Origin of the sequence: Plectonema cf. radiosum LEGE 06105 (assembly GCF_015207665.1) — a bacterium.
Classification (GTDB): domain Bacteria; phylum Cyanobacteriota; class Cyanobacteriia; order Cyanobacteriales; family Nostocaceae; genus Rivularia; species Rivularia radiosa_A.
The window spans coordinates 24,262-39,129 of sequence record NZ_JADEWL010000061.1; the positions used below are offsets into that span (position 1 = coordinate 24,262).

A 14,868-nucleotide genomic window follows, 5' to 3' on the forward strand; every position below is an offset into this window, starting at 1 on the left:
ATAAAGATAAAGACGTTGCAGTGCAACGTCTCTACATTATTTATCTGTACCACCCATTATATAATTACAACAAAATCATTCAGTTTTAATCGGAATATAAGTTGCGTTATTCCACTCTACATTTTCGCTAATACTGTTATTTTCATCGACAATAACACCCAACCAATAATTGCGATTTCTTCGTAACGAACTAGGAATAGTGACCGTGTGTCTAGCAGTGTTAACATTACCTCGACCAAGGTCAAGAGTTGTTCCACCAATGCGCTGATCAGTAGTAGAAATCGTATCGTTGGTTGATATGTAAAAGCCTACACGGACGTTCGATTGAGTTGAAGCACCGTTGTTTTCGTAGGAAAATTCGGTTCTTACTTGCTGTCCAGGATTAACACGGTAGCGAGTTTCGCCACGATTATCAGGACTATCATTAAAGTTAGATAAGACTGCATTCGCACTGTTGAATAACTGCGTTTTGGTATGGTCGCTGTATTCTCCAGAAGCACTATTGTATTTCCAATGCACTACTCCTAAATCCTGTCTAGCTGGGGAGCGAGTACCGTAGAGAGCAACTGCACCATCAGCAGCATCTTCACCTAGATAAGCTCTAGCTTGAGAACCGTTAACGTGAATATGCTCGAAGTCTCTACCCATAACGTTATATTCAGAGTTGACGTGATTGAGCTTCAAACCATGTCCGAGTTCGTGAATAGCTGTAGTTTGGAAAGGACGCAGAGCAAGAGGATCTCGACGTTCTCTGACTGCGTATCCAATCAAATTGCTTTTCAATTCTGATGCATCCCATCTCCAAGGGGAACCGTAATCAAAAACAACATCGAGTTCTTTGAGTTTGACGTGCTTTCCGAATAACCAGTAACAAGTTCTCCGGACATAAGCTACTGCTGGAGCGCCTTTTAATATACGGTTATTAGTGGAACCCCATACTTCACTTTGACGGTTAAATCTTCGAGAAGATCTATCTGTGGTCAATTCATAATTGAAATTACTGGGGTTCTGGTTGAGTCTCGCGATCGCAGTTTTCAGAGCATTTTCCCAAATAGTTCCCGCAGGAAAGCTTTTAGAGTTAGCACGCAGGGTTTTGCTGTTAGAATCCCATTTGAGTTTTTTACCTAGACAACTGCTGGTAGAATATGCCTGAGCTTCTCCGGGAATGGTAAGATTAAGACTAACTGCGGTCAATATAATCGGCAAGGCGCTTTTTAAAGCACGAGAAAAAATACCCATATTACACTTCCTCAAAATTTATCAAAATTAATACAAAACTAATACAAAATTATTGGTCGATTTGTCTGATGGTTGGTGAAGGTATTTTAAGTCCGGGGTTCTTGATTATTCCCGGTTTGATAGTTGGATTAATAGTCGGTTGAGTAACGGGAGATTCCTTGAGAACCGGATTAAAATCTTGTTTTTCTAGCAATAATCTTTCGCGTTTGTCCTGATCGGTTTCTTCGAGTTTTGGTGTTTCTCGTACAAGAGCTTCACTCGGCTTTGTAGGAACTAGAACATTAGCATTAAAAGGCTCTTTGGGATTGACGCTGATAACTTTACGTCCGGTACCTTTAATACTGCTTGCTTGTTTTTGCAGAACTTCGATAAATTTATCTAATGGAATCGCACCTTCTGTAGAAAGTCGAGGTTGTGATGATGGAGTTGATTCGGAACCACTATCTTGGTCTTTAGTAGCTTGTGCTAGCTCTGTTGTAAAATCTATTGTTTTTGGTGCTTCCTTCTGGTATCTTTCCCTTAAAATATCGATATTTCCTTGCGGTGCAACTTTGCTCAAAATTTCTTTAATATCTTCACGTTTGAGCAAGTCATCAAAAGATGGTGCGGGATAAGAAACCTGCAATAATGCTGGTTGTGGTAATCCTTTAGCTTCCACTACACCTTTGACGATTCCCACTACCGGGACTCCGTGGGAGTCGTAAACGCGATTTTCATAGATTTGAAATCTACCGTTACCGCAATGAACTAATGGACAATCATCTTCGCCATTATTTTGGATGAAAAGTATATCCTGTTGACCAACTTGAAAAGCAGGTACTCCCGTCACCTCTAGGAAATCACCTTGTCCATCTGGACCACCAATAAATCGTAATGTTACCTCTTCCTCTGTCTTTTCACCAGCGATTACCTGACGAATTTTGTAGGTAACAAATGCGTAAGGAAGACTTTCGGCAAATTCTCCTTTTTCTGATGACATTTGATATTCAACATTGCTGACAACGCCGTAAACCACAGCGTCACTATTAGCCAACTTACTTGTTAAATTGCTAACTTCACTAGCATTCGTGGGAATATGGGACTCAGCAGGTTTATCGTTAAAAATATATACTAAACCCGCTGTTGCACAGCTTATCATTAGTAATGACGAAACAATCCACTTCATTTTCATGTGGAACTCCTTAAAATAGTTGTCAATTATCAGTAATCAAAAATAAATTTGATACAAACACTTGTTAAAGTGCAGTTGATTGCGAATTGTGCTTTATTCAACCCGTTAATAATTTATACGTCCGTCACTTCTGAAATATTCAGTCATTTGCACACTTCGTGATAAAACTTCATATTTAAATAAATCAGCGAATATCCTGATAAAACTGCTTAAGATAGTTAGTATTAACACCTATTCCCCAAAGGAAGCCAATGTATAGATAAATTGCATTTGCTTTTAATGCACCCCAACGTGCAACCCGACGGTCTGAACTTTGCACCACACGGTTGACTAAACATATTTTTCCCTTGCGTGCAAGTTTTCGACACAAATCTCCATCTTCCATAATCGGTAACGCTTGATCAAAACCACCGCATTCCCAAAAGTCATGGCGACGACAAAACATTACCTGATCGCCGAATAATAAACGTAAACCTTTGATAAATAAATGAGGTTTAAATAGTAAAGGCGCGTAATAAGTTTTCAGATAATTATGCAGCGAAGTACCCCAACGAGTAGTTTGAGAACCAGTCATCAAAGAAATAAAACCACCACAAACAATTGTTGGATCGATTAAAGTTGTCTTAATTAAAGTAATTACATCATCGGGTACGCGAGTATCAGCATGAAGAAAACATAAAATATCCCCAGTTGCAGCTTTCGCACCATAGTTCATTTGTACCGCACGACCGCGATTTGGAGATTTCAACACTTGGGTTTTTACTGTCGGTACAAAAGTTTCAAAAACAGTTTTTGCGATGATCAAAGTTTCATCTTCGCTACCACCGTCAACTACAATAATTTCCTTGGGTAGTGGTGAGAGTAAAGCGAGATGACGCAAAGTATTATTTAGACAGCTTTCTTCATTGAGGGTAGGAATTATAATTGAAACTGGGGACATTGTTAGATTAATTATTTTGACAGATGTTCGTAGTGCGGGAATCTTGCCCGCGTACCACCCACCCGCGTCAGTGAGTGAGCGAGACGCTCATACTACTCCCTTCCCGTTAAAAGATTACCGTTCGCGCAGCGTCTCCCTCCAGGGAGAAAAAAAAAACCGCAGAGACGCTCTTAGCGCAGAGGAAAGAGGTAAAGAGAAATAGGTAATTTTCGAGCGGGATAGGAGTACCACCCACCAGCGTAAGCGAGACGCTCACACTACCTTCTAAGCATGATATTTAGATTTGAGTAGTTTTCCCCAAATTGAATTATAAGGATGGACAACTTCTACCGAATGCTGATTTTGAAATACAGGATTTCCTTGATTTACCCATTGGAAAATACCACCGCTCAAATTAAAAACATTTTCATATCCTGCGGAGGACAGATGCTGAGCAACCTTGGCGCTACGGTAGCCTATTGAACAGTAAACTACGATTGGTTTATCTAAAGGTACTTCCGAAAGTATTATTTTATCTAAATCTAAATTATCAGCTGCAATCAATTGTGCCGATTCAAGATGGCTGACTGCGTATTCTTCTGGTGAACGAGCATCAATAATTAATGGGGTTGGTGAAGTTTGACCCTTAGAGTATTGCAAAAATTCCGAAATAGTGATTAGTCTAACATCCGAGAAATTCAGCTTTAGCAGCAGTTGGAGTAAATAGAACATTCAAGTACCTCCGGGACTTTATAACCTTCTTTATCGTCTCATTGATTTGAGGGATTAAAATATGGTCGCAGAAACAAATCTTGTTTAAGTACTATTACTGTTATTTTTTCAAAACAACATTATTTTTTTACAATGCCTTTATCAATAAAAATCAAATTTAGCGCATAATCATACTTAATTACACGAATGTAATTGTAAATAGGTTCATTTACCGTAATAACGACGAAAGTAGGTAATAAATATATGATATTTTCTCTCGGAGAAAGTAATTTTCGGTGTTCTTACTTTGAAATTGCTTTAGCTGGGTAATTTTATCATCTACCCATTTATATAGGGCAAATTATTTACTTTAAATTACGTAGTTGAATCTATAAAGTGAATGGATTGTTAGTACGTAAGCTCTGTTATGGGAGAAAATTATTACGTGTTTAGCAATTATTAAATTGGTGCTTTACAACAAAGTTAATCTTTTCGGCAGTCATGACTAAATTATTAGTAAATATGGTAGTTACAGACTCTGAAAGGTTAATTTTAAAATGATGATTTCTAACCATTTGAAGGAACTATAGATATGTCTGTTTCATCCATCTTAAAAAGAATATCCATCGCTACTGCTAGTGCTGCAACAATAGCTTTAACAACAACTTCAGCAGCTTTAGCCGCATCAATTACATTTGATTTTAGCGATTCACCCTCACAACAAGCTCCATCATTTACCCTGAATAAAGAAGATTTAGAGGTCACTGCAACTGGAATAACTCGTGATGGTGAAATTCGCAATGTTTTTCAAGGTGAAAACGGCTTCGGAGTTACTAGTGGAGAAGGAGAACGTAATGAAATCGATGGTAACGCTTTAGGTAAAAAAGAAACACTTAATTTAGGCTTCAATAAATTAGTAAGTTTAATTTCTGCTACCTTTACTAAAGTTGATACCAACGACGACTTTAAATTATTTGTCGATGGAAACGAGTTAGTTGCCGCTGCAATTCCTGGTGGTAACGCAATTGATACAGGTATCGGAAGTTTCGACTTTACTTCATTCAATGCAAAAGGTACAGTATTAGGTTTCACTGTTGGTGAAGATACAGGAAACGAATACTTTTTAAAATCTATAGAAGTTAAAGAAGTTCCCGAACCTACGACTATCTTAGGTTCGTTATTAGTGAGTGGATTGGGTGCGATGTTTTACAAAAAGCGTAAACATCAATATTTGTAAGGTAACGCAGTATTATCAACGGCAAACATACAGCATTATATTATAAAGCAATGCGTGGGATGGGCATCCCTGCCCGTCCGAATATGCCTCATAAAGATGAAATATGCTGTATCTGTTTATCTTGAACTCGGTTTCTTTATGAAGCCGGGTTTTTCTTTTCAGTAGAGATTAAATTAGGACTTAGCAACGCCAGCATATTTTTGACTGTAGGAAACTTCCTGTGTAATTGCCGTTGTGTGACGCTACGAGAGAATTTGAACCTAGCAATAAGACTTCTAGCGCCTATTTTTAGTAATTAAAATAAAATCCCATATCTACTGAATATAAATTATACAATGCAATTTATCGAAAAATCATTTATATATTTTGGTATTAATCTGATTGTTACTTCTGAAAAAGGAATTAACTAGTTTTTTTACAATTATTTTCAGTGTTTTCACTTAATTTTTATCTATTCTAAGCCGTCTTTGCGTAAACTTTATAGTTAGACGGTCATTTTTAGTGCAAAATGATACCTGAGTCGCGGCAACGACTCAGGCGATTGATCTGTCCCATTAATTTTAAAGAATTGTATCCGAGTTCTATTTATAGGACTTATGTTATTAGACAGGGAATTATATTCCCCGACGGACTAATGGGACAAAACTCTATGAAGTTAATCTGCTGCTAGATTCATTGAATAAATAAGTAATATCTGACACTATATCTTTTCAGGGTATTATCTCATGTTACCAAGTGTCAGAGCGAGTTGATGTGACTATTGAAGTAATTTACGTCAGTATTTACCTAAAAGGAAAGAATTCAATGTCCATTTCAATTATCTTGAAAAAGTTGTCGATCCTTGTCATTGGTACGGCATTTATAGCTATCGGAACAGCCAATAATGCTCAAGCTACTAGCATTATTCTTGATGGATTTGGTGGAGATGCCGGTTTTGGTGATTTAGCCCTGCCTAGGAACGATGATGGTTCGACAAACCAGTTAAATTTACCCTTCGGGATTAATTTTTTTGGGAATGATTTCGATCGCTTTTTCATCAACAATAATGGGAATTTGACCTTCTCCGGACCATTATCTGGCTTTACACCTCAAGCTTTCCCTATTTCCAATCTGCCAATGATTGCGCCTTTTTGGGCAGATGTTGATACTCGCTGTGCATTTTGTGGTGAGGTTTATGTTGCTTCTCCCAACTCAGATACCGTTGTTGTCACTTGGAATAATGTCGGTTATTACAATCAAAACAGTGACAAGACAAATACTTTCCAAACAGTACTCCGCAACCGACAAGACACAGGTAATGGAAACTTCGATATTGAATACCGTTACGATCAATTAGAGTGGACAACTGGAGATGCTAGTGGTGGTAGCAACGGATTTGGAGGAACACCAGCACAAGCAGGTTTTGATGCAGGCGACTTGACTAACTTCTTTACTCTTCCAGGTTCTCGTACAAATGAAGTATTAAATTTACAAAATACTAGCAACCTTCCCGAACCTGTTCCTGGAGTTTGGTCTTTCGCGGTTCGCAACGGTCAATTACCAGGTTCGAGTCCAGAAAATCCCTTACTACCAGTAATTACTGAAGAAGGTTTTAACTTTGATTTCAATATTATAAACCCGACTGTACCAATCTTCATTGACCCTGTAATTGCTGTTGGTTACAGCTACATTGTTGATAACGGTCCGAACATTGCTTCTGTGCTTCTGCCGACTGGTATTGGAGATGACTTGTATGACCTGTTTTTATTTGATGCTGCACTCAATGATTATATAGATTCCGGTTTCGATATTACAGGTGGAAATACTTACGATTTCGCTAGTAGCGGTGTAGATAGATTCAGAATTTTAGGTATTGAAACCAGCGCAGGACTAGATCCTAATAATCCCACTGCTTTTGTCACAGGATTGACATTTGTTAATTCTGGTAATGTACAAATGCGTCAAATCCCGATTGTTCAAAATTCTGAAGAAATCCCCGAACCGATGACTATCTTAGGAACCCTGACAGCAGGTGCATTCGGAACTCAATTCATGCGGAAGCGTAAGCAAATGCAGGCTGCGAAATCTGAAGCTTAAGTCAATCTGGTTAGAATAAAATTTTTTTCTGACACAACTTGACTTTACTCTTACACAGAGGATAAACACGTGGGATAGAATCGTCAGATTCTTTACTTACTAATGAATTGATTTGTAGAGACAAAGTATATTGCTACGTCTCTACATTTCACGAATGTGTAATCTATAAGCACATTTAAATATTTTTTCTGATTAAAACTGCGTCGAAAAACAGATACAGATAACGCAACTTGCAATGAATATAACTGATATAGCCTCTCCCAAAATACTTAAAGATACTCGTTATTGGCTGCTAGGAATTGCTGCGGGTTTAGAAGCAATTTGTTTAACTCTCATCTGGAAGGCTGATGATACTGGACATTTAGGAATGAGTCTACTGTTTTTATTTGCTGTGGGAACATTAACTTGGGAAAAACGCCATACTTTGAAGTTTGAAAGTGAAGTTGTATCTAGTATTGTAGGTATAGGCTTGATTAGTTGGGTTTTGTGGGAAAGTGCGAACCTAGCTGATGGTAATATAATGCGTCTTTTATCTTTTACTTCAGCTTTGGGGGTTGCTTTACTCGCTTCTGGTTTTAAGGGATTAAAGCAATATTGGCAGGAACTTACTATCTTATTTTTCTTAAGTGTACCCAGCGTAATTGCTAGCTTATTATTAGATATTGCTCCTTTAACCGCTAAGTTTTCAGCTTTCCTTTTGCACTATTGCGGCTTTGATGTAACTACTCAAGGAGTTTTCATTAATTTACCCGATGGTGGGGTAGAGGTAACAACTGAATGCTCTGGTTTAGACACTATCATTTATATTTTCAGTGTTTCCGTACTTGCTTTAGTAATGTTTCCCATACATCGCAGCAAAAGATTTTTCGTCCCGATTGTGGCAATAATAATTGGATTTGTAATCAACGCAATTAGGGTAGTAATGCTGACAATATTCGCTGCATCAAATAAAGCCGCTTTTCATAACTGGCATGGAGGACAAGCTTCGTATTTATACGGAATGATAGGTATTTTAATTTTTGGATGTTTCTATTGGTTACTCTTACACCAGGAAGAAAAAAGTCAAATTACTCGGAGTTCTGATTGATGAATAATTGGAACCAAGTTCGTATTCCTTTATTGGCATTAATTTTTACTGCTGTTGTGTTGGTTTTAGTAAGAGTAATTCTGGTAACTACATTTCCCAATAAACCAAAAAATAATTCTGACTTACCTGATTTACCTTTACAAATAGCAGCATTTATAGAAGAAAATTAATTTCTCTCTATGTAATGTTTTCGTCATATCTTGCATAAATATCGAATTAAATCTAAAACTATCTGTGAATAATAACTAGAACCGTTTTTGCTAGTTGATTTTCTTCATGTATTAAATTGCCTGCATCTAAATTAGACATAAACCCATTAATAGAAATTACATTAAACCATGTCTCAAATTGACAGCGAACGCTCAAACAAATCATTATTAGGTCAAATCGGAAATTTGAATCAAACTACCAACGACCTTTCTAGATTCGTCTTTGGAATGGTAGATTCTTTACCCATTGTACGCTGGGTAGGTTATGGACTTTTAATACTCGCTTTGTTTGATGTAATTGAAATGTTTGTCCCAGCCAATTTCATGAATCCTAACTGGGAATTTCAAACTTTTGGTGCATTAGTGGAAAGAGTTGCAGTTCCTTTAATTGGCTTTGCATTCGTATTTTTAGCAGGACTAAACGAACGAGAAAAAAAAGAAACAATTATTCTCAAAATTCTATCTTGGTTGACTTTATTGTTGGGGATTATATATTTTATAACTGTACCTCTAGGAATTATCAATACAGTCAGAATTCATAAACAGAATAATCAGCAAATTACAGTTAGATTAAATCAACAAAAATCTGTAATTGAACAAGTTAAAAAAGGTTTGGATGGTCCCGTAACTGAAGCTCAAATGCAACAGTTTTTAGCTCGTTTGAACGGGGGACGCGCTCCAGAAATTAAAAGTCCGGAAGAATTACAACAAGCAAAGCAGCAGGTTTCTACATTTATTAATCAAGGTGAAAATCAACTCGATAATCAAGTAAAAGTTGCACGTTCAAGTCAACGACTTAACTTACTCAAAAAATCTGTAAAGTGGAATTTAGGAGCGCTGGTTGCTGGTGCTTTATTTATCACAATTTTCCGCAGTACCGCTTGGGCTAGACGCGGTTAAGAGGACAAGGGGATGGGGGGATAAGGGGGATAATTCTTAACTCCTAACTCCTCACTCCTAACTCCTAACTCCTAACTCCTAACTCCTCACCTTTAACCTCTAACCTTTGACCTTTGTCGTATCTTCCACACTCGCACGATTTGACACAAAGTATTTAAAATAATATGAAGTAAGATTAAGACGTTTTTCATAAATAAGAGTTATAAGCAATGGGATTATTCGGACTTGGCAAAAAATTGACTATACCTACTCCCCAAGAGGCTTTGCCGGGAAGAGCAGAGTCAATGTTGGTACCTGAGAAACATTACGTCAATGGAAATCGTCTCAAAGCTCCTTTTCCCGAAGGTATGGAGAAAGCTATATTTGGGATGGGATGTTTTTGGGGTGCGGAACGTAAATTTTGGCAGTTGGACGGAGTTTATACAACTGCTGTAGGTTATGCTGCTGGTTCAACCCCGAACCCTACATATAAAGAAGTGTGTAGTGGAATGACTGGTCACAATGAAGTTGTGTTAGTTGTATATGATCCCAAAAAAGTAAGTTACGAACAACTGTTAAAAACTTTTTGGGAAAGCCACAATCCTACTCAAGGAATGCGTCAAGGAAATGATATTGGGACTCAATATCGTTCCGGAATTTACACTTATTCTGAACAACAGAAGAAGTTAGCACAAGCATCAAAAGATTCTTATCAACAAGCTTTGAAGTCTGCTGGTTATGGGGATATTACCACAGAAATTCTTGATGCTTCCGAATTTTACTATGCTGAAGATTATCATCAGCAGTATCTCGCTAAAAATCCCAACGGTTATTGCGGATTAGGTGGAACTAATGTTGCTTGTCCCGTTGGTGTTGTTAATTAATTTGTTAGTTGTTGGTTGATGGTTGATGGTTGATGGTTGTTAAGACTACTAACCACCAACCACTATCCATCACTAACCACCAACCACTATCCACTATCCACTATCCACTATCCACTAACCACCAACCACTATCCACTATCCATACACTTTACAATAATAATCCTGATATTCTTGAGATAATAAAGGTTTCCACCATTCACCATGGTTAAGGTACCACTGTACGGTTAGAAGCAAACCTTCTTCAATGGTTACTGAAGGTGTCCAACCTAAATCAGTTTTAATTTTAGTTGCATCAATTGCATATCTGCGGTCATGTCCCGCTCTATCTTTGACAAAGGTAATTAATTTTTCTGAGGGTTTTAGTGGTAATTCGGGAGCTAATTTATCCATTAATCCGCATAACATATGAACGAGGTTAATATTTTCAACTTCGTTATTACCACCGATATTATAAGTTTCTCCTGGTAATCCATGATTAATCACTACATCTAAAGCAATACAATGGTCTCCAACATAAAGCCAATCTCGCACATTTTTACCGTCACCGTAAACTGGTAATGATTTACCTAATAAAGCGTTAATACACATTAAGGGAATTAATTTTTCTGGAAACTGATAGGGACCATAATTATTAGAACAATTAGTAATAATTGTGGGTAATTTATAGGTATGATAGTAAGCTCTAACCAAGTGGTCGCTACCAGCTTTGGATGCTGAATAAGGGCTGTTCGGAGCATAAGCTGTAGTTTCCGTAAAAGCTGGGTCTTTTGGACTTAAGCTACCGTAAACTTCGTCGGTAGAAACGTGTAAAAAACGATAATTTTCGGGTTGATTTTTAGCTAACCAATATTGACGAAAAGTTTCTAAAAGTGTGTAGGTTCCCACAATGTTGGTTTGGACAAAAGCACCAGGTCCTAAAATTGACCTATCAACATGAGATTCAGCAGCAAAATGAGCGATAGTATCTATTTTTTCTACTTCTAAAAGTTCTTTAATTAAGGAAGCATCACAAATATCTCCCTTGACAAATCGAAAGTTATCTTTTACTTCTAAATAACTATTATTAGCGCGATTTCCCGCATAGGTAAGGGCATCCAATACGATTATTCTATCCGAAGGATATTTTTCACACCAATGATGCACGAAGTTGGAACCAATAAACCCCGCACCACCTGTTACCAATAATCTACGACTCATTATATTTACTCCTCTAAAGATGTATGAATTAGTTGATTTTTATACTATTATTTCACAGAGTTATCGGTAGATATCTAAATTTAAGGAGACGTTGCATTGCAACCGATAATCATTTCATTCTTACTGGAAAAACTCGTACATCTTGAAATTTAGGGAGACGTTGCATTGCAACGTCTCTACATAATTTATATATTGGGGATTAAGATGAAAGGGTGTTATTGCAATTTCTTTTTTACCTTATTAATTATTCTTTGTGTAGATAATTTTGCCATCCGTATTTTTGTTAATGGTTTAATATTTGAAGGCTGATTTTGTTTATGGTCAAAGAAATCATTTAATTCAGCTAAAATAATCTGAAAACGGGGAATAATATGTTCGCGACGATATTCTTGGAAGAAACTTTCAGGTAAAGTTAAAGCCGACCAGTTTTGCAGCAATTTAATAATACGTTGCATATCATATTCTTTAGAATAGACGGCAATTTTACTACAATTAAATCCGGGGTCTAAATAATCAGATAGTCCACCATTCATGCTGGAAAAAACATGACAACCACAAGCTAAAGCTTCCATCGGTTGTAAGCCAAATCCTTCTGTTACTCGTTGTTGCGCCCAGTATTCAGCGGAATCATAAATATAAATCTTGGTTCGATTAAATAATGCTTGAATATCATCTATATAATAATCAACAAACTCTAATTTACACTTTTGCCGCAATGCTGGAACTAAATCTTTGATTAAATATTCCGAAGATTTACGCGCTAAAACTAAAACATCAATATCTCGTTCAATATTTCGATTATTGAACTCATCGCTAATTTGATTTGGTAAATAATAAATTAAAGAATGGGGTGATAATTGCCCCCAATAACCTAAAGTATTTCGACTAACGGTAATAATTGGAATATTTGCCGGAAGTTTAAAACCATAACCAGCACTATGAGCATGGTAAACAACATTATAAGACTTGAGACGGGAAGCAAGTTTTGCGACATCAAATCCCCAGCTAATTATAAATATGACATCGTTTAAATTTTGCTGCTGAAGTACATCATCTAAGAACAGTTTGTCTTTTTCTCTTTGACGGTAAGTCACCACATCAGCATCGCATATTTGTTTCGCAAGGTTTAGAGTTTTTAATTCTGCCCATAAACCACCACAAGCAAATTTACCATCTGTCCCAGGAAGTAAAAAATAAAGTTTTCGCATAATCTAATTTTAGATTGTACAGTTAATAAAAGCCTTGTACTCTATAAAAAATTTTCAAGAATTTTGCAAGATATTTAAGATACAGTTGGGTAAATAATCAGTTAAGAATTAGTAGTTAAAAATTCTTCAACCTTCAACCTTTAACCTTTGACCTTTAACCTTGAGAAAGCGTACCCATAACCATCCCAGAAAACTACCAACGAAGTAAACGGGAAAATCTGTCCAAACAAAGGTGTTTCCTAGAACCAGTCTACCGGGTAAAGTGGAACGAGCGGCTTGTAAAAATGGTGGTTTCCATAGCTGCAAAAATTCGAGAGCGCAAGTTGCCAGACAAACTGCAATCGCAATCCGCAACAGCGAAACTTTTGGAAAAATAAAAGCAAATAATAATATCCAAAATATCTCGTAGGCAACGGCTCCTAAAGCATCATGTAGCCACGCTGGATTTAATCCTTGAGAAAATCTAACTATATAACCCAAAGGAATGATAATTATCATATTTGCTAGCAGCGCTAAGCGATATTTAAACACAGGTGAACTCAAGTTATAGTCTCCGTTATCATTCGTAGGGGTGAAAAGTCGGGTTTTTACAATGATTGTCTTATCTTACACAGACTTAATCTAAAAACCCGACTTCTAAGAGGATGTGTTGAAAGTCTAATTTAATACTTTACCTGGCGACTATAAGTCGCGGCTACACTAACCAAACCCGCCTGCGCGGGTTCTAAAATAAACTTAAAATTTCCCAGTAAAGACCTTTTTGGCTGGCCCCGTCATATAAATTCGCTGGTCAATTTCCGACCATTCGATTAATAATGGACCTCCGGGAAGTTCTACGGTAGCTGTTCGCTCGCACTTTCCTGTTAATACTCCAGCAACTAAGGATGCACAAGCACCCGTACCGCAAGCTAAAGTAATACCCGCACCGCGTTCCCATACTCGCATTTTTACGTAGTTGTAATTGACAACTTGAATAAATTCAGTGTTAATTCTTTCGGGAAAAGCTGGGTGATGTTCAAATTGCGGACCGATTTTTTCTAACTCAATTGCTGTAACGTCTTCTACAAAGGTAATGCAGTGAGGATTACCCATATTTACACAGGTGACATCCCAAGATTTACCCGCAACTTCTAGAGTTTGGTTAATTACCTTTTCATTTTCAGCAGCGAGAGTAGTCGGAATTTCACCCGCAATCAATCTAGGAATTCCCATATCCACCTTAACTTGACCATCGGAGATTATTTGAGGTGTAATTGTACCACCGAGAGTATGGATACGGTATGTATCCCTTTTCAAAGCATCTCCTTCTAATTCAGCCAGAAAAGCAGCCATACAGCGAATACCATTACCACACATTTCTGGTTCCGAACCATCCGAGTTAAAAATCCGCATCGTATAGTCAGTGTCATGTTCACCAGGTAAGGTAAAAATAACACCATCAGCACCGATACCAAAATGGCGATCGCACAGCTGAATTGCTTGGGCTGGAGTCACGACAGGTTCAGAACTTGAGCGATTATCAATCAAAATAAAATCGTTACCTAAACCCTGATACTTAGTAAATTCAATTGCCATTTGTCTAATAGATGAATTATTACAGTTATTAGTTGTTAGTGGTTAGTTGTGAAGTATTTTAAACCACCAACCACTATCAACTATCCATTAACCACTATCTACCATTGATATACAAAATGTTGACAGAATTCGATACCTCACTACCCAGCATCAAACAAGTTCAAAAGTTAATCAAAGAAAACACATCGGTTGAATTAAAGCTAATAACTGGGGATATTATCGCAGGAACAGTTTTATGGCAAGACTCACAATGTTTCTGTGTCATGGAAAAAGATAATCAAAAAATCACAGTCTGGAAGCAAGCAATCGCTTATTTGAGACAGTGATGTTTGAAAATTTATCTGGCGCTTTATTACCGCAGCTAAACAAACAAAACCCGTCTGCACGGGTTTAAAATAGGTTAAGTCCACGCAGGTGGACTTTGCTTGTGTAGTAGCGGTTTTAACCGCCGATTACTTAACCCATCTCCCCACCTC

15 protein-coding genes are annotated in these 14,868 nt (G+C 37.3%); 7 read left to right on the forward strand and 8 right to left on the reverse strand.

The genetic code is table 11. The features are described 5' to 3' along the window. Positions 1-75 precede the first annotated feature (75 nt). From IQ247_RS17820 to IQ247_RS17835, 4 genes are all read right to left on the reverse strand, one after another. Positions 76-1,239 (reverse strand): CARDB domain-containing protein, encoded by a 1,164-nt coding sequence (locus IQ247_RS17820; protein ID WP_193922343.1) that lies wholly within the window; start codon positions 1,237-1,239, stop codon positions 76-78. Positions 1,240-1,288: 49 nt separating this feature from the next. Beyond that, entirely contained in the window at positions 1,289-2,410 is a 1,122-nt protein-coding gene (locus tag IQ247_RS17825; RefSeq protein WP_193922345.1) for a hypothetical protein, read from the reverse strand. A gap of 184 nt (positions 2,411-2,594) precedes the next feature. Beyond that, positions 2,595-3,350, reverse strand: coding sequence for a TIGR04283 family arsenosugar biosynthesis glycosyltransferase (locus tag IQ247_RS17830; RefSeq protein WP_193922347.1), 756 nt, complete (start codon positions 3,348-3,350; stop codon positions 2,595-2,597). 264 nt (positions 3,351-3,614) lie between these two features. After that, a complete protein-coding gene (locus tag IQ247_RS17835; protein ID WP_193922349.1) occupies positions 3,615-4,061 on the reverse strand; it encodes a rhodanese-like domain-containing protein in 447 nt (148 codons plus the stop codon). A 571-nt stretch (positions 4,062-4,632) separates the two neighbouring features. Here IQ247_RS17835 and IQ247_RS17840 point away from each other — a divergent pair. From IQ247_RS17840 to msrA, 6 genes are all read left to right on the forward strand, one after another. After that, a complete protein-coding gene (locus tag IQ247_RS17840; protein ID WP_193922351.1) occupies positions 4,633-5,277 on the forward strand; it encodes a PEP-CTERM sorting domain-containing protein in 645 nt (214 codons plus the stop codon). 804 nt (positions 5,278-6,081) lie between these two features. Continuing rightward, on the forward strand, positions 6,082-7,353 hold the full coding sequence (locus IQ247_RS17845; protein ID WP_193922353.1) for a PEP-CTERM sorting domain-containing protein: 1,272 nt from the start codon (positions 6,082-6,084) through the stop codon (positions 7,351-7,353). Between the two features lie 235 nt (positions 7,354-7,588). After that, a complete protein-coding gene (crtA, locus tag IQ247_RS17850) occupies positions 7,589-8,440 on the forward strand; it encodes a cyanoexosortase A (protein ID WP_193922354.1) in 852 nt (283 codons plus the stop codon). Further along, entirely contained in the window at positions 8,440-8,610 is a 171-nt protein-coding gene (locus IQ247_RS17855) for a hypothetical protein (protein ID WP_193922356.1), read from the forward strand. Before crtA ends, IQ247_RS17855 begins: the two co-directional genes overlap by 1 nt. A gap of 168 nt (positions 8,611-8,778) precedes the next feature. After that, positions 8,779-9,549 (forward strand): HpsJ-like protein, cyanoexosortase A-associated, encoded by a 771-nt coding sequence (gene hpsJ-A, locus IQ247_RS17860; RefSeq protein ID WP_193922358.1) that lies wholly within the window; start codon positions 8,779-8,781, stop codon positions 9,547-9,549. Positions 9,550-9,758: 209 nt separating this feature from the next. Beyond that, a complete protein-coding gene (msrA, locus tag IQ247_RS17865) occupies positions 9,759-10,412 on the forward strand; it encodes a peptide-methionine (S)-S-oxide reductase MsrA (protein WP_193922360.1) in 654 nt (217 codons plus the stop codon). 135 nt (positions 10,413-10,547) lie between these two features. Here msrA and rfbB read toward each other — a convergent pair whose 3' ends face one another. The 4 genes from rfbB to dapF form a co-directional block, all read right to left on the reverse strand. Beyond that, a complete protein-coding gene (gene rfbB, locus IQ247_RS17870; protein WP_193922362.1) occupies positions 10,548-11,609 on the reverse strand; it encodes a dTDP-glucose 4,6-dehydratase in 1,062 nt (353 codons plus the stop codon). A gap of 215 nt (positions 11,610-11,824) precedes the next feature. Next, the gene (locus IQ247_RS17875; protein ID WP_193922364.1) at positions 11,825-12,817 is read right to left on the reverse strand and encodes a glycosyltransferase; all 993 of its coding nucleotides are present in this window, start codon (positions 12,815-12,817) and stop codon (positions 11,825-11,827) included. A 126-nt stretch (positions 12,818-12,943) separates the two neighbouring features. Beyond that, on the reverse strand, positions 12,944-13,315 hold the full coding sequence (locus tag IQ247_RS17880) for a ribosomal maturation YjgA family protein (protein ID WP_193922373.1): 372 nt from the start codon (positions 13,313-13,315) through the stop codon (positions 12,944-12,946). Between the two features lie 237 nt (positions 13,316-13,552). Beyond that, positions 13,553-14,392, reverse strand: coding sequence for a diaminopimelate epimerase (dapF, locus tag IQ247_RS17885; protein WP_193922366.1), 840 nt, complete (start codon positions 14,390-14,392; stop codon positions 13,553-13,555). A gap of 116 nt (positions 14,393-14,508) precedes the next feature. Between dapF and IQ247_RS17890 the strand changes: the two genes are divergently transcribed. Then, complete coding sequence (locus IQ247_RS17890; protein WP_193922368.1) at positions 14,509-14,718, forward strand: Hfq-related RNA-binding protein; 210 nt, start codon at positions 14,509-14,511, stop codon at positions 14,716-14,718. Positions 14,719-14,868: the final 150 nt, after the last annotated feature.